11 protein-coding genes are annotated in these 15,457 nt (G+C 75.4%); all 11 read left to right on the top strand.

Going from position 1 to position 15,457, the window contains the following annotated elements; all coding sequences use genetic code 11:
• The first annotated feature begins 2 nt into the window (after nucleotides 1-2).
• The 11 genes from ACFYNO_RS32030 to ACFYNO_RS31980 all read left to right on the top strand — a co-directional run bounded on the left by ACFYNO_RS32030 (nucleotide 3) and on the right by ACFYNO_RS31980 (nucleotide 15,457).
• Nucleotides 3-3,191 (top strand): type I polyketide synthase, encoded by a 3,189-nt coding sequence (locus ACFYNO_RS32030; RefSeq protein ID WP_388020682.1) that lies wholly within the window; start codon nucleotides 3-5, stop codon nucleotides 3,189-3,191.
• Nucleotides 3,188-5,173 carry an HAD-IIIC family phosphatase gene (locus tag ACFYNO_RS32025; RefSeq protein ID WP_388020679.1) on the top strand — a complete coding sequence of 662 codons (1,986 nt, stop codon included), beginning with the start codon at nucleotides 3,188-3,190 and terminating at the stop codon, nucleotides 5,171-5,173. The genes ACFYNO_RS32030 and ACFYNO_RS32025 overlap by 4 nt, the downstream gene beginning before the upstream one ends.
• A gap of 63 nt (nucleotides 5,174-5,236) precedes the next feature.
• Nucleotides 5,237-6,214 carry an LLM class flavin-dependent oxidoreductase gene (locus tag ACFYNO_RS32020; protein WP_388020676.1) on the top strand — a complete coding sequence of 326 codons (978 nt, stop codon included), beginning with the start codon at nucleotides 5,237-5,239 and terminating at the stop codon, nucleotides 6,212-6,214.
• A 295-nt stretch (nucleotides 6,215-6,509) separates the two neighbouring features.
• The gene (locus tag ACFYNO_RS32015; RefSeq protein WP_388020673.1) at nucleotides 6,510-8,159 is read left to right on the top strand and encodes an ABC transporter substrate-binding protein; all 1,650 of its coding nucleotides are present in this window, start codon (nucleotides 6,510-6,512) and stop codon (nucleotides 8,157-8,159) included.
• On the top strand, nucleotides 8,144-9,124 hold the full coding sequence (locus tag ACFYNO_RS32010; protein ID WP_388020670.1) for an ABC transporter permease: 981 nt from the start codon (nucleotides 8,144-8,146) through the stop codon (nucleotides 9,122-9,124). Before ACFYNO_RS32015 ends, ACFYNO_RS32010 begins: the two co-directional genes overlap by 16 nt.
• Nucleotides 9,121-9,927 (top strand): ABC transporter permease, encoded by an 807-nt coding sequence (locus ACFYNO_RS32005; protein ID WP_388020667.1) that lies wholly within the window; start codon nucleotides 9,121-9,123, stop codon nucleotides 9,925-9,927. The genes ACFYNO_RS32010 and ACFYNO_RS32005 overlap by 4 nt, the downstream gene beginning before the upstream one ends.
• Complete coding sequence (locus tag ACFYNO_RS32000; RefSeq protein ID WP_388020664.1) at nucleotides 9,924-11,561, top strand: dipeptide ABC transporter ATP-binding protein; 1,638 nt, start codon at nucleotides 9,924-9,926, stop codon at nucleotides 11,559-11,561. The genes ACFYNO_RS32005 and ACFYNO_RS32000 overlap by 4 nt, the downstream gene beginning before the upstream one ends.
• Before the next feature lie 38 nt (nucleotides 11,562-11,599).
• Entirely contained in the window at nucleotides 11,600-12,790 is a 1,191-nt protein-coding gene (locus tag ACFYNO_RS31995) for a cytochrome P450 (RefSeq protein ID WP_388020661.1), read from the top strand.
• Nucleotides 12,787-12,996, top strand: coding sequence for a ferredoxin (locus tag ACFYNO_RS31990; protein ID WP_388020658.1), 210 nt, complete (start codon nucleotides 12,787-12,789; stop codon nucleotides 12,994-12,996). Before ACFYNO_RS31995 ends, ACFYNO_RS31990 begins: the two co-directional genes overlap by 4 nt.
• A gap of 80 nt (nucleotides 12,997-13,076) precedes the next feature.
• Nucleotides 13,077-14,258 (top strand): acyltransferase family protein, encoded by a 1,182-nt coding sequence (locus ACFYNO_RS31985; RefSeq protein WP_388020655.1) that lies wholly within the window; start codon nucleotides 13,077-13,079, stop codon nucleotides 14,256-14,258.
• Nucleotides 14,258-15,457: a cytochrome P450 gene (locus tag ACFYNO_RS31980; RefSeq protein WP_388020652.1), complete on the top strand. Its 1,200-nt coding sequence runs from the start codon at nucleotides 14,258-14,260 to the stop codon at nucleotides 15,455-15,457. Before ACFYNO_RS31985 ends, ACFYNO_RS31980 begins: the two co-directional genes overlap by 1 nt.

Below are 15,457 nucleotides of genomic sequence, written 5' to 3'. Positions count from 1 at the left end.
CCATGACGGACGAACGGAAACTGGTCGAGTACCTGCACTGGACCACCACCGAACTAGCGCGAGTGAAGCAGGAGTTGGCCAAGGCCACGGCAGCGGACCCGATCGCCGTGGTGAGCCTGGCCTGCCGCTACCCGGGCGGGATCCGCACCCCCGAGGACCTGTGGCAGGCGGTGGCCGCGGGCGCCGACGCGATCGGCGGGCCCCCGCAGGACCGCGGCTGGACCGCCGCCGAACTGCGGCACGCGGCGGCCGGCGGCTACCTGGCCGACGCGGGCGGCTTCGACGCCGGGTTCTTCGGCCTGGGCGCGGGCGAGGCCACCGCGATGGACCCGCAGCAGCGCCAGCTGCTCGAGGTCTGCTGGGAGGCGCTGGAACGCGCCGGCATCGACCCCCGCGACCTGCGCGGCAGCCGCACCGGCGTCTACGCCGGGGTGATCTACCAGGAGTACGCACCGCCGCCCGGCACCGCGCCCGCCGAGTTGGAGGGCTACCTGATGACGGGCAACGCCTCCAGCATCGCCTCGGGTCGGCTCGCCTACAGCTTCGGCTTCGAGGGGCCCGCGCTGACCGTGGACACCGCCTGCTCCTCCTCGCTGGTGGCGATCCACCTGGCCGCCCAGGCGCTGCGCGGCGGCGAGTGCGACCTGGCCGTGGCGGGCGGTGCCACCGTGATGGCCACGCCCCGGGTCTTCGCCGACTTCGCCGCCCAGGGCGGACTGGCGGCCGACGGGCGCTGCAAGCCCTTCGCCAGGGGGGCCGACGGGACCGGGTTCGGCGAGGGCGTCGGCCTGCTGGTGCTGGAACGGCTCTCCGACGCCACCCGGCTGGGCCACCCGGTGCTCGCCCTGCTGCGCGGCTCGGCGGTCAACTCGGACGGCGCCAGCAACGGCCTCACCGCGCCGAGCTCCCCGGCCCAGCGCCGGGTGATCGAGGCTGCCCTGCGAACCGCCGGGCTGACGCCCGACCAGGTGGACGCGGTGGAGGCGCACGGCACCGGCACCGTGCTCGGCGACCCGATCGAGGCCGCCGCGCTGATCGAGGCCTACGGCGCCGTCGCCCGCCGCGAGCCGCTGTACCTCGGCTCGGTGAAGTCCAACCTGGGGCACACCCAGGCGGCGGCCGGCGTGGCCGGGGTGATCAAGATGGTGCAGGCGATGCGGCACGGCCTGCTGCCCGCCAGCCTGCACGCCGACCAGCCCTCGGAATTCGTGGACTGGCCGGCCGGCCGGGTCGAACTGCTGGACCGCGCCCGGCCCTGGCCCGAACGCGGCGAGGGCCCGCGACGGGCGGCGGTCTCGTCGTTCGGGATCAGCGGGACGAATGCGCACCTGGTGCTGGAGGGCGTCCCCGCGGCGGTGGCGGCGGAGGAGGGCGAGCGGGCCGGTGCCCCGGCGGAGTCCGGCCTCCCCGCTGCGCCCGCCCCGGCCGCGGCGGCGCCGGCTGACCCGCAGGACCGGGTGCTGCCCTGGGTCCTCTCGGCCCGCACGCCCCAGGCACTGGCCGAACTGGCCGAGCGGCTGGGGGCGCAGGGCGCCGGCCCCGGTGCGCCCGCGCCGGCGGCCGTCGGGCGCGCCCTGCTGCGGCGCAGCGGGTTCCGGCACCGCGCGGTCGCCGTCGGCGCGAACGCGGCGGAGCTGGCTGCCGAGTTGCGCCGGATCGCGGCGGGCGGCGGGGCGGCGGGCGGCCCGGCCGCCACCACGCGCCGGGTGGCCTTCGTCTTCAGCGGCCAGGGCACCCAGCGCCTCGGGATGGGGCGCGGGCTGTACCGGGCGTACCCGGCCTACGCGGCGGCCTTCGACGCGGCCTGCGCCGCCGTCGACCGGGCCCGCGCGGCGCAGGGGGCCGACGGCGGACCGGCCCTGCGCGAGATCGTGCACGGCCCGGCGGACGGGAGCCGTCCCGCCGTCGACCCGCTGGCCCGCACCGAGTTCGCCCAGCCCGCGCTCTTCGCGCTGCAGGTGGCGCTGGCCCGGCTGGCGGTGGAGCTCGGGGTGCGCCCGGTGGCGGTCTGCGGGCATTCGATCGGCGAGCTGGCGGCCGCGCACCTGGCGGGCGTGCTCGACCTGGACGGGGCTGCCGCGCTGGTGGTGGCCCGGGCCCGGGCGATGCAGGCCGCGCCGGAGGGCGGCCGGATGGTCGCGCTGCGGGCCGGGGAGGCCGAGGTGCTGGCCCGGCTGGAGCAGCTGCCGCCGGCGGAGCGCCCGGCCCTGGCCGCCGTCAACGGGCCCCGGGCCACGGTCCTCGCGGGCGGCGCGGCGGCCGTGAACGCGCTGGCCGCCGCGTTCCGCTCGGCCGGGGTGCGGACCAAGGCGCTGCGGGTCGGCCACGCCTTCCACTCGCCGCACATGGATCCGGCGCTGCCCGCGATCGAGGCGGCCGCGGCCGGCCTGGCGGTCGGCGAGCCGGCCGTCCCGCTGGTCTCCGGCCGGACCGGCGCGGTGGCCGGCCGCGGCGAGCTGGCCGCGCCCGGCTACTGGTCGGGGCAGGTCCGCGAGACGGTGCGGTTCGCCGACTGCGTGCGCACCCTGCGCGAGGAGCTGCGGGCGGACGCGTTCATCGAGATCGGGCCGGACACCACCGCCAGCGGAATGGTCGGCGAGATCCTGGCGGACCGTCAGGAGCAGCTGCCCGCCGTCCCGCTGCTGCGCGGTCCGGCCGCCGAGCCGCACACCCTGCTGAGCGCGCTGGGCCGGCTGTACGCGGCCGGCGTGCCGGTGGACTGGGCGGCGCTGCTGGGGGAGGGCCCGTCGGCGGATCCGGCCGTGCTGCCCACCTACCCCTTCCAGCACCAGCACTACTGGCTGCCCAGGCCGACCGCGGTACACCAGCCCTCGGCGACGCTGGTCACGGGGGCGGCCGAGGCGGCCGCCCCGGTCCGGCGCGAGCTGTCGGAGCGGATGCTGACCGAGTGGGTGCTGGCGGCGGTGGCCGAGGTGCTCGGCCCCGGCGGCGAACCGGTCGCGGCCGGTGACGACCTGACGGCGGCCGGCATCACCTCCTTCGGCGCACTGGAGATCGCCACCCGGCTCACCGGGCTGACCGGTGTGTCGATCCGCCCGGTGCTGGTGCTCGAGCACCGGACCGCCCAGGAGCTCGCCCGGCACCTGCACGCCACCCTCGCCACCCCTGAGGCCACCGGGCCCACCGGCGCCGCCAGCCTCACCACCGACCAACTGGAGCCCGCACCATGACCACCGACCCGACCCCGGCGCCCGCCGCCGCCGACGAGGCAGCGGCGGCCCTGGCCGAGCTGCGCGCCCTGCACGCGGAGGGCGGCCTGGCCGCCCGGTTCGACCGGGTGCCCGCCCTCCTCGCCCCGCTGAGTGCCGACCAACTCCTCACCGCGGCGCGCCTGCTGGCTCGTCTCGACCCGGCCGAGCTGCGCACCCTGCATCCGGGCCTGCCGGTGGCCCGGATCGCGCTGACCGGCTCCGGCCTGCTGGCGGCCCTGCGCACCGCGCTGGTGGGCGAGCTGGCCCGGCACGGCTACCTCCCGCAGGTGTCGACCGGCGACTTCGGCTCCTACGTCTTCGATCTCGGGGACCCCGCGGCCGAGTTCGCGGCCGAGCCCGCCGACCTGACGGTCTGCCTGCTGGACCACACGGCGGTGCTCGACCGGGTCGCGGTGCCGTTCACGGCCGAGGACGTCGCGGCGGCCGTCCGGGGTGCGGTGGCCGACTGGTCCGTGCTGGCCACCGGCTACGCCGACCGGACCGGCACCCCGGTGGTGCTCAACACCGTTCCGCTGCCCGCCGCCTGGCCCGCCCAGTTGCTCGACCACGCAGCCCGGGCCCGGCTCGGCGCGGCCTGGCGCGCCGCCAATGCCGAACTGCTGGGCCTGGGCGCGGCGCCGGGCCGGGTCACCGTGCTCGACCTGGACGTGCTGCTCACCGGCTCGGTGCCGCTGACCGACCCGCGCTTCGACGTCTACGCGGGCGCACACCTGAGTGATCCGCTGACGGCCGCCTACGCCCGGGAGTTGGCCCACCTGCTGCGGGCCCGCGGCGGCCGGGCGAAGAAGGTGCTGGCGGTCGACCTCGACCAGACGCTGTGGGGCGGGGTGCTCGGAGACGACGGCATCGAGGGCATCGAGGTGGCGCACGGCCGGCGCGGCGAGGCCTTCCACCGGTTCCAGGGGGTGCTCCGGCAGCTCCAGTCGCAGGGCGTGCTGCTGGCGGCGGTGAGCAAGAACGATCGCGAACCGGTGCTGGCCGCGCTCCGCGACCATCCGGACCTGCTGGTGCGGGAGGGGGATTTCGTCCGGGTGCTGGCCAACTGGGCGCCGAAGCCCGAGAACCTGCGGACCCTGGTGAAGGAACTCAACCTGGCCGCGGACAGCGTGGTGTTCGCCGATGACAGCCGCTACGAGTGCGCGACCGTGCGCGCCGAGCTGCCGCAGACGACCGTGCTGGCCCTGGACGGCGACCCGGCCGAGCACGTCGGCCGGCTGCTGGCGGACGCCTGGTTCGCCACCGCCGAGGTGACGGCGGAGGACCGCGGCCGCACCCGGCTCTACCAGGAGGAGACCGCGCGCGCGGACTTCCTCTCCGCGGCCGGCTCGGCCGAGCAGTTCCTGGCCGGCCTCGGGGTGCGGGTGACGCTGGCCCGGGCCCAGGCCGCCGAGTTCGCCCGGATCTCCCAGATCACCCTGCGCACCAACCAGTTCAACCTCACCACCGAACGGCTGGACCCGGCCCAGGTGGGCGCGCTGGCCGACCGCCCGGACGCCAGGGTGCTCGCCCTGTCGGCCGCCGACCGGTTCGGCGGCAACGGGATCGTCGGCGCGGTGCTGCTGCGGGCCGAGCCAGCCGAGGGCGGCCCCGAGCTGGTGATCGACAACCTGCTGCTGAGCTGCCGGGTGTTCTCCCGCGGCATCGAACAGGCCTGCCTGGCCGAGGTGTTGGCGCAGGCCCGGGCGGCCGGCTTCGCCGCCGTCCGGGGCGCCTACCGCGCGACCGCGAAGAACGCCAAGGTGTCCGGGCTCTACCCGCACTACGGCTTCGGGGAGGTGGCCCGCTCGGACTCCGGCGCCGAGTTCGTCCACCCGCTGCGCGGCGGGGAACCGCTGCCCGAGGTGCCCGGCCACCTCACGCTGTCGGCGGCGCCGGACCTGGTGCCGCCGCTGCCGGCGGCTGATGTCCAGTCAGCCGCCCTGGCGCAGCGGCGAGATTGACAACCTGAGGGTGCCTCGATTTAACTGGCGAACAGAAGGACGATTTCCCGGAAGGAGAGCGCCTTGAGCGAGGCGATCGCGATATCGGTGCACGACACGGCGCCCGTCTGGCGGGGCGACCGGGCCGGCGACGCGCTTCGGCGCTCCATCGAACTGGCCCAGGCCGTCGAGTCGTTCGGTTACGAGCGGTACTGGGTGGCCGAGCACCACAGCACTCCGGCACTGGCCACCTCGAGCCCGGCCGTGCTGGCCGGGCAGATCCTGGCGGTCACCACCACCCTGCGGGTCGGCTCGGGCGCCGTGCTGCTGCCCAACCACTCCGCCTACGCGGTGGCCGAGCAGTTCGGCGTGCTCGCCAGCCTCCACCCCGGCCGGGTGGACCTCGGCCTCGGCCGGGGCGGCGGGGGCTCGCCGGCCGCCGGCGCCCGGCTCGGCGACCCGCTGGGGCACGGCTTCGACGCCCAGCTGGACGACCTCAACCGCTTCTTCGACGGCGGTCTGAACGGGGTGCGGGCCGTGCCGGAGCCCGAAGTCCCGCCCAGGATCTGGCTGGTGGGCTCCAGCGCCGGCAGTGCCGTGTACGCGGGCCGCCGCGGCCTGCCCTTCGTCTACGCGCACGCCATCGTCGGCGGCGGCGCCCCCGAGGCGCTGCTCGCCTACCGGGAGTCCTTCCAGCCCACCGAGGCCCAGCCCGAACCGCACGCCGGGCTCGCCGTGATAGCGGTCGCCGCCGACACCGACAGCCGTGCCGAGAGCCTGGCCAACGCCTTCGTGCTGGGCCAGATCCAGATGCGCACCACCGACCCGGACACCCTGCTGCCCACCGAGGCCGAGGCCGCCGCGCACCGGTTCACCCCGCCCGAGCAGGCCTTCCTGCGCCAGCGGATCGACCCGCAGTTCGTCGGCTCCCCGCAGCGGATCGGCCCCCGGCTGCGCGAGCTGCTGCACGCGACCAAGGCCGACGAGCTCTTCGTGCTCACCCAGGTGCCCGACCACGAGGCCCGCGTCCGCTCCTACGAGCTGATCGCCAAGCTGTTCTGACCGGCCCGACCGGCCCGACCGGCCCGACCGGCCCGCCGGCCCCCGACCCCGAAGGCCCGACCCCCGTCCCCCGGGGGGACGGGCCTTCGGCCTGTCCGGGAGCCGGGCCCGGGCCGTACCGGCCCCGACCGCCGCCCGGCCGGTTCAGACCTGATTTAGCCCCGTCGACCATCGTGACTGTCCGACACCCAGCCGCGAGGCACCGCCCGCCACCGGCGCCGGAACACCCGGACAGGGCGCCCCGGCGGGCGGCCCCGAGCCGCCCGCGGCCCACCGCACAGCAGCGAGGACGACGATGGACTCTGGCAACTGGTTCCGCAGACACCGCAGCGCCGCCACCGCGGCCGGGGTCGCCGCGCTGGTCCTGGGCGCCCTGTCCGGCTGTTCCGGCGGTGGCGGAGGAGGCGGCAGCGCGGCCGCCGCCGGGACGCCGCGGGACGGCGGCACCCTGCACCTGGCCGTCGCCACCCAGCCCGACTGCCTCGACCCGCACCAGAGCCCCACCCAGGCGGCCCGGCTGTTCGCCCGCCCGATCCTCGACTCACTGGTCTACCAGGACCAGAAGGGCGCCCTGCACCCGTGGCTGGCCACCTCCTGGCAGGCCTCGCCGGACGGCCTGCGCTACACCTTCCAGCTGCGCGACGGCGTCAGCTTCACCGACGGCGCTCCCTTCGACGCCGCCGCCGTGGTCGCCAACCTCGACCAGGTGGTGGCCCCGGCCACCAAGTCGATGCTCGCCGCCAGCCTGCTCGCCGCCTACGCCTCCTCCCGCGCCGTCGACCCGCACACCGTCGAGATCACCCTGAAGTCGCCCGACTCCGGGCTGCTCGGCGCGCTCGCCACCCCGAACCTGGGCATCGAGTCGCCCAGGACCCTCACCGGAGCGCCCTCGGCGCTGTGCACCAGGATCGTCGGCACCGGCCCGTTCCGCAGCGATGGCGGCTTCGTCTCGCAGAAGGGCATCGACTACACCCGCAACACCGCCGACACCTGGTCCCCCACCGGAAGCCCGGCCCACCTGGACGGCGTCAGCCTGTCCGTGGTGCCCGATGACTCGGCCCGCTCCGGCGCCCTCACCAGCGGCCAGGTCGACGCGGCCACCGCGCTCTCCCCGGTCGGCCTGCGCACCGTCAAGTCCGACCCCGCGCTGACCCTGTACCAGGAGCCCTACCCCGGCGCCAACTACGCCTACTGGCCCAACACGGCCGGCGGCCCGTTCGCCGATCCGGCCGTGCGGCAGGCCTTCCGCGAGGGCATCGACTGGCCGGCCATCGTCAACAGCCTCTACTTCGGCCTCTACCCGGCCGCCGCCGGCCCGCTCGCCACCACCACCCCCGGCTACGACGGCTCGGTGGCCGCCGCCTACGCCGTCAACACCGCCGACGCCGCCAAGCTGCTCGACCAGGCCGGCTGGACCGGCCGCGACGCCCAGGGCTACCGCACCAAGAACGGCGCCAGGCTGACCCTGCGCCACCTCTGGTCCAGCCCGGCGATCCAGGACCTCGCGGTCCAGATCCAGTCCCAGGCCAAGGCGCTCGGCATCGAGATCGCCGAGCAGAGCGTCGACTCCGGTACCTACGTGAAGCGGCTGCTGGCCGGCGACTACGACCTGATCGACACCAGCTTCGCCTCCCCCGACTCCTCGGTGCTGCGGGTGCTGTTCAGCGCCGCCAACATCCCCACCCCCGCGCGCGGGATCAGCAACAACATGGCCCGCTACGACAACCCCGCCGCCGAGCAGCTCTTCCAGAGCGCCCTCAAGGCCGGCACGGACGCCGACCGCGTCCAGGCCTACGACCAGGTGCAGCAGCAGGTCACCAAGGACGCCGCGGTCTTCCCGATCTACTCCCCGGTCTCCTCGATCGCCACCCGCTCGACCGTCCAGGGCATCACCTTCGAGGTCGACGGCACCCCCGACCTGTCCACGGCATGGCTGGCCTCCTGACCGGGGCGGGCGCGGCCGCCCCCGCCCGCCGGCTGCTGCGCCGCGCCGCCCTGCGGCTGGCCGCCGCGCTCGGCGTGCTGTGGGGCGCCGTCACCGCCGCCTTCCTGCTGCTGCACCTGATGCCCGGCGGCACCGCCGACGTGCTGACCGCGGGCGCCCAGGTCAGCCCGGGCGCCCGGGCCGCGCTCACCGCCCAGTACCGGCTCGGCGACCCGCTGCCGGTGCAGTACGCCGCCTACCTGGGCCGGCTGCTGCACGGCGACCTCGGCGACTCCTACGTGCTGCGGGAGCCGGTGTGGCGCGCGATCGGCGCCCAACTGCCCGCCACCCTGCAACTGCTGGGAACCACACTGGCCGTCACCGCGATCGGCGCCGTGCTCCTCGCGCAGGCCACCGCCCGGGCCGGCCGGCGCGCCAGGGCGCTGGCCGCCTCGGTCGAGGCCCTGGTGGTCGCACTGCCGCCGTACTGGCTCGGACTGCTGCTGCTCGCGCTCTTCTCCTTCCAACTGCACTGGCTGCCCGCGATCGGCACCTCCGGACCGCAGGGCCTGGTGCTGCCCACCATCGCCCTGGCGGCCGCACCCACGGCCGTGCTCAGCCAGGTGCTGCGCGAGGGACTGCTGCGCGCCCTCGAGGAGCCGTTCACCACCGGCGCCCGGGCCCGCGGCATCAGCGAACGCGCGGTGCTGCTGCGGCACGCCCTGCGGCACGCGCTGCTGCCCGCCACCGCGCTCTTCGGCTGGCTGGCGGGCTCGCTGATCGGCGGCGCCGTGGTGATCGAGATCGTCTTCTCCCGGCAGGGCGTCGGCCGGCTGCTGCTCAGCGCCGTGCAGAACAAGGACATGCCGGTGGTGATCGCCCTGGTGCTGCTGGCCGCCGCCGTCTTCGTCCTGGTCAACCTCGCGGTCGACACCCTGCACGGGCTGATCGACCCGCGCACCCGACGGACCGGGAGGACCGCGTGACCCGACGCTTCGGACTGCTGCTCGCCCTCGCCGTGCTGCTCGCGCTGGCCGCGATGACCGTGCTGCCCGGCCTGTTCACCGGCACCGACCCCAACGCCACCGACCTGCACGCCGTGCTCCGGCCGCCCAGCGGCGCCCACCCGCTCGGCACCGACCAGAACGGCCGCGACCTGTACGCCCGGATCGTCCACGGTGCCCGGCCCTCGCTGCTGATCGGCATCGGCGCCGTCGGGCTCGCCCTGGTCGGCGGCACCCTGCTGGGCGCCGCCGCCGCCCTCGGCGGCCGGCTGCTCGACCAACTGCTCAGCCGGCTGCTGGAGGTCGTGCTCTCGGTGCCCGGCCTGCTGCTGGTCTTCCTGATCGTCGCCGTGCTCGGCCGCGGCACCTGGCCCGTGGTGCTCGGGCTGGCCGTCGTCGCGCTGCCCGGCTTCGCCCGGGTGGCCCGCGCCGAGGTGCTGGCCGTGCGCCACCGGGCCTACCTGGAGACCGCACACGGCTTCGGCCTGCGGCGCACCGAGGTGGTGCTGCGCCACGTGCTGCCCAACGCGCTCGGCCCGGTACTGGCGCTCGGCGTGGTCTCGCTCGGCGCCACCATCGTGGCCGGCTCCAGCCTCAGCTTCGTCGGCCTCGGCCCGCAGCCGCCGACCGCCGAATGGGGCGCCATGCTGGCCGGCAGCCGGGACCTGCTCGGCCTCGCCTGGTGGACCGCGGCCTTCCCCGGTGCCGCCGTCACCGCCGCCGTGCTGGCCGCCTCCGCGGTCGGCCGGCAACTGCAGCGGACCCTGGACCGGAGGCAGCGATGAGCGGCACGGACGAACCGCTGGTCCGGGTCGAGGGCCTGGCCGTCAGCTTCCCCGCCGCCAGCGGGGGCGGGCGGATCGAGGCGGTGCGAGAGGCCTCGTTCACCGTCCGGCGCGGCCAAGTCGTCGCCCTGGTCGGCGAATCCGGGTCGGGTAAGAGCGCCACCGCGCGCAGCCTGGTCGGGCTCGCCGGACCGGGCGCCCGGGTCGGCGCCGCCGCGCTGCGCTTCGACGGCACCGACCTGACCGCCCTCGGCGAACGCGGCTGGCGCAGCCTGCGCGGCCGCCGGATCGGCTACGTGCTGCAGGACGCCCTCGGCTCGCTGGACCCGCTGCGCCGAGTCGGCGCCGAAGTCGCCGAGGCCGCTCGGGAACACCGCACGGTGCCGCCGGCCGCGCTCGCCGGCGAGGCGGTGCGGTTGCTGGCCGAGGTCGGCGTACCGCAACCCGAGCTGCGCGCGCGGCAGTTCCCGCACGAGCTGTCCGGCGGCCTGCGCCAGCGGGCGCTGATCGCCGCCGCCCTCTCGGCCCGCCCCGAGCTGCTGATCGCCGACGAGCCCACCACCGCGCTGGACGCCACCGTGCAGCGCCAGGTGCTCGGCCTGATCCGCGAGCGCACCCAGGACGGCACCGCCGTCCTGCTGATCAGCCACGACCTCGGCGTGGTCGCCGAGTTCGCCGACCAGGTGTACGTGATGCGGCAGGGCCGGTTCGTCGAACAGGGACCGCCCGGGCGGGTGCTGCGCGCGCCCGACCATCCCTACACCCGGGCGCTGGTGGACGCCGTGCCGGACGGCAGCGTGCGTCCCGCCGCACCCGAGCGGCCCGGCCGCGCCGTCCTGCGCGCCGAGGGCCTGGCCAAGTCCTACCGGCTGCCCGACCGCAGCACCCTGCACGCGCTGCGGGAGGTCTCGCTGGAGGTGCGTGCGGGGGAGACCCTGGGCGTGGTCGGCGAATCCGGTTCGGGCAAGACCACGCTCGGCCGGATGCTGGCCGGCCTGGTCCGCCCCGACGCCGGGCGGATCGAACTCGACGGCCGGGACTGGTCGGTGCTGCGCGGCGCGGAGCGCCGCCGGGCCCGGCTGCGGGTCCAGGTGGTGCACCAGGACCCGCTGGCCTCCTTCGACCCGCGCCACACCGTGCGCCGACTGCTCGCCGACCCGCTGCGCGCCACCGGGCTGCGCCGCCCGCGCTGGCCGGCCCGGATGGCCGAACTGCTGGACGAGGTGGGCCTGTCCGCCGACCTGCTGGACCGGATGCCGCGCGACCTCTCCGGCGGCCAGCGCCAGCGCCTGGCGATCTGCCGGGCGCTGGCGGTACGGCCGGACGTGGTGGTCTGCGACGAGCCGGTCTCCGCGCTGGACGCCACCGTGCAGGCCCAGGTCCTCGACCTGTTCGAGCAGACCCGGCAACGCCTCGGCGTGGCCTACGTGTTCATCTCGCACGACCTCGGCGTGGTGCGCCGGCTCAGCCACCAGGTGCTGGTGCTGCGCGACGGCCGGGCGGTCGAGGCCGGCCCCGCCGCCCGGGTGCTGGACGCACCGCAGCACCCGTACACCCGTCAACTCCTCGCCGCGGCGGCCAGGCTGCCCCGCGACGCGGAGCAACCGTCAACCGACGAGCCGTCGTTTCCGTGACCGGCCGCCGACCGACTCGCTACGGAGGGAACCCACAGATGTCGTCCCAGGCCCCGCACTACCCCCAGCAGCGCAGCTGCCCCTACCAGCCGCCGGCCGGCTACCGGGAGCTCGGCGAGCAGGGACCGCTGCTCAAGGTGACGCTGTTCGACGGCCGGGAGGCCTGGCTGGTCACCGGCTACCAGGAGTCCCGGGAGATCCTCACCCACCCCAACCTCTCCTCCAAGCGCACCCACCCGGACTTCCCCATCGTGGCACCGCGGTTCCGCTCGCAGATCGCCCGCAGCCTGGCGATGATCGCCATGGACCCGCCCGAGCACGACCTCTACCGCCGCTACCTCAACCCGCACTTCAGCCTCAAGCAGGTCCGCCGGATGCAGCCGGAGATCGAGCGGATCGTGACCGGCTACGTCGACCGGATCATCGACCACGGTCCGCCCGCCGACCTGATCCCGCTGCTCGCCGTGCCGTTGCCCTCGCTGGTGATCTGCCGCCACCTCGGTGTGCCGTTCGAGGACCACGAGTTCTTCCAGGACGCCAGCGGCAAGGTCATGCTCGGCACCGAGGAGGAGTCCGGCGGGGCCGCCCAGGAGCTGGTCGACTACATCGACGCGCTGGTCACCGCGCAGATCAAGGAGCCCACCGACGGACTGCTCGGCACCCTGGTCCGCGAACGCGTGCTGACCGGCGACATCGGCCACGCCGAACTCGTCTCGATCGCCCTGGTGCTGCTGATCGCGGCGCACGAGACCACCTCCTCCTCGCTCGCCCTCGGTGTGATCACCCTGCTGGAGCACCCCGAGCAGCTGTCCCTGCTGCACCAGGACCCGAGCCGCACCGGCACCGCCGTCGAGGAACTGCTGCGCTTCATCGCCACCACCGACCTGGTCGCCACCCGGATCGCCAAGGGCGACATCGAACTGGCGGGCCAGACCATCCGGGCGGGCGAGGGCGTGCTGGTCTCCGGCACGCTGGCCAACCGCGACCCGCTCACCCACCAGCGCCCCGAAGAGCTCGACCTGCTGCGCGCCGACAGCCACCACCTCACGTTCGGCTTCGGCATCCACCAGTGCCTCGGCCAGAACCTGGCCCGGCTCGAACTGGAGGTCGCCTTCCGCGAGCTGTTCACCCGGATCCCCGGCCTGCGGCTGGACGCCGAGGTCGGCGACCTGCCGATCCTCGGCGCCGGCACGGTGCAGCGGGTGCTCTCCCTGCCGGTCGCCTGGTGAGCGCCCTGCGGGTGACCGCCGACCGCTACCGCTGCATCAGCGGCGGCCGCTGCATGGCCAGCGCCGGGGAGGTCTTCGACCAGGACGAGGACGGCATCGTGCTGGTGCTGATCCCCGAGCCCGGCCCCGAGCTGCGGGAGGCGGTCCGCCGGGCCGCCTTCCTCTGCCCGTCCCGGGCGATCCGGCTCACCGAGACCGAGGACTGACCGCCCGTCAGGGCCCCCGCCCGCCCGCCAACCCGCCCGATCCGTCCGATCCGTCCGATCCGACCAGAGGAGCACCGCCGATGCCCGCGTCCATCCGGACGACCGCCCCGAGACCCGACCCGGGCCTCACCACCGCAGGCCCGGCCGACCCGGACCGGCTGCCCTCACTGACCGGCATGCGCTTCGGCGCGGCCTTCCTGGTGTTCCTCTGCCACTCCTTCGTGCTCGGCTACTTCGACGCCCGCACCGAGGCCAAGCTGGCGCCCCTCGCCTTCGCGATCGGCTGGCTCGGCGTGGAGTTCTTCTTCGTGCTCAGCGGCTTCGTGCTGACCTGGTCGGCGCGCGGGCGGCAGCCGGTGCGGCGGTTCTGGCGGCGCCGGCTGGCCAAGATCTACCCGAACCACGTGGTCGCCTGGGGCGCGGCGATCGTGCTCGCGCTGCTGGCCGGCCAGCAGGTGCACCTGGGCGACCTGCTGCCGAGCCTGTTCCTGGTGCACACCTGGCTGCCCGAGGCCCGGTTCATCCTCACCATCAACGTGGTGACCTGGTCGCTCAGCTGCGAGCTGCTGTTCTACCTGGCGTTCCCGCTGCTGCACGGGCTGGTGCGGCGCATCCCGGCGGCCCGGCTCTGGTGGGCGGTCGCCGGGGTGACGGCGGTGATCCTGCTGCTGCCGGCGATCGGCCAGGCCTGGCTCCCGGGCCGGCCCCGGCTGCCCGGCCTGGGCATGTCGCTCACCCAGAACTGGTTCCTGGTCTCCTTCCCGCCGACCCGGGCGCTGGACTTCACACTCGGCATCCTGATGGCCCGGATCGTCCAGGAGGGCCGCTGGCCCCGGATCAGCCCGCTGGTGCCGGCCGTCCTGCTGGCCGTCGGCTTCGCCGCACAGCTGACCGCCTACCCCGGTGTCTACAGCCTGAGCGCGCCGGTGGCGCTGCCGCTGGCGCTGCTGGTGCCCGCCGTCGCCGCCGTGGACCTGCGCGGCGGGCGGTCGCTCTTCCGCAGCCGTCCGGTGGTCTGGCTGGGCACGGTCTCCTACGCCTCCTACCTGACCCACTTCCTGGTGCTGGAGTTCGGGCACACCGCGCTCGGCAGCACCCGCAGCTGGACCACGCCCGCGGCGATCGGCGTGCTGGCCGGCATGTTCGGCGCGGCCACCCTGGTGGCCTGGGCTCTGCACTCCCTGGTCGAGAACCCGGCCATGCGGCTGCTGGCCGCGCCGCGCGCCGCCCGGCCGACACCCGCCACCCCTGCGAGGACCTGATGACCGCCTTCGCCTATCCGCAGGACCGCACCTGCCCGTACCAGCCGTCACCCGGCTACCAGGAGCTCGGCCGCACCGGGGCGCTGCACCGGGTCGAGCTGTGGAACGGCAGCGGCATCTGGATGGTGACCGGCCACGCCCAGGGCCGGGCGCTGCTCGCCGACGCCCGGCTCTCGGCCGACCGCTCGCGTCCCGACTTCCCCGTGGTGCTGCCCCGGTTCGAGGCGCCGATCTTCAAGCCGATCGCCATCATCGGCTTCGACCCGCCCGTGCACGACATCCACCGGCGGCTGCTGGCACCCGACTTCGGCCTCAAGCGGGTGCGCGAACTGCGCGGCCACGTGGAGGAGCTGACGCACCGCCTGGTGGACCGGATGGTCGCGGCCGGGTCCTCGGCCGACCTGCTGACGGCCTACGCGCTGCCGATCCCGTCCACCGTCATCTCGGACCTGCTGGGCGTGCCCTACCAGGACCACGAGTTCTTCGAGGAGAAGACGGTCGGACTGCTGCAGGCCAAGGACGCCGACGGAGCGGAGGCCGCCGGACGGGCACTGTGGGACTACCTGGACGGGCTGATCACCGCCGCCGAGCGCGAGCCCGGCGGCGGCCCCGGGCTGCTCGGCCGACTGGCCGGCGAGGTCGGCGGTCCCGACCTGAGCCGGGAGGACCTGCTGCGGATCGCGCTGGCGCTGCTGATCGGCGGCCACGACACCACCTCGCAGATGATCGCGCTCGGCGTGGTGACCCTGCTGGAGCACCCCGACCAGCTGGCCGCCTTCCTGGCGGCCGACCAGGCGGGCCGGGCGGCGGCGGTGGACGAACTGCTGCGGATGGTCTCGGTCACCGACGTCTCCGGCGTCCGGGTGGCCACCGAGGACCTGGAGATCGACGGGCAGCTGATCCGGGCGGGGGAGGGGGTGCTGGTCTCCTCCTCGATGGCCAACCGGGACCCGGCCGTCTACCCCGACCCCTACGTCCTGGATGTGCGGCGGCCCGGCACCGGACGCCAGCACCTGGCGTTCGGCTTCGGCATCCACCAGTGCCTGGGGCAGAACCTGGCCCGACTGGAGCTGGAGGCCGCCTTCGCCACGCTCTTCGAGCGGCTGCCCGGGCTGCGGCTGGCCGTGCCGGCGGACGAGCTGTCCGCCCGGCGCGGCGGCACCATGCAGGGCGTGCACGCGCTGCCGGTGGAGTGGTGA

Source organism: Kitasatospora sp. NPDC006697 (assembly GCF_042869935.1).
Lineage (GTDB): Bacteria > Actinomycetota > Actinomycetes > Streptomycetales > Streptomycetaceae > Kitasatospora.
Note: the sequence above shows the minus strand (reverse complement) of the source record. Positions and strands in the feature narration are given on the sequence as shown.

What these genes read in the sequence shown, in the direction of transcription:
- ACFYNO_RS32015 (WP_388020673.1), top strand. Translation starts at nt 6,510, where the DNA reads ATGGACTCTGGCAACTGGTTCCGCAGACACCGCAGCGCCGCCACCGCG.
- ACFYNO_RS32025 (WP_388020679.1), top strand. Translation starts at nt 3,188, where the DNA reads ATGACCACCGACCCGACCCCGGCGCCCGCCGCCGCCGACGAGGCAGCG.
- ACFYNO_RS31995 (WP_388020661.1), top strand. Translation starts at nt 11,600, where the DNA reads ATGTCGTCCCAGGCCCCGCACTACCCCCAGCAGCGCAGCTGCCCCTAC.
- ACFYNO_RS31985 (WP_388020655.1), top strand. Translation starts at nt 13,077, where the DNA reads ATGCCCGCGTCCATCCGGACGACCGCCCCGAGACCCGACCCGGGCCTC.
- ACFYNO_RS32030 (WP_388020682.1), top strand. Translation starts at nt 3, where the DNA reads ATGACGGACGAACGGAAACTGGTCGAGTACCTGCACTGGACCACCACC.
- ACFYNO_RS32000 (WP_388020664.1), top strand. Translation starts at nt 9,924, where the DNA reads ATGAGCGGCACGGACGAACCGCTGGTCCGGGTCGAGGGCCTGGCCGTC.
- ACFYNO_RS32010 (WP_388020670.1), top strand. Translation starts at nt 8,144, where the DNA reads ATGGCTGGCCTCCTGACCGGGGCGGGCGCGGCCGCCCCCGCCCGCCGG.
- ACFYNO_RS31980 (WP_388020652.1), top strand. Translation starts at nt 14,258, where the DNA reads ATGACCGCCTTCGCCTATCCGCAGGACCGCACCTGCCCGTACCAGCCG.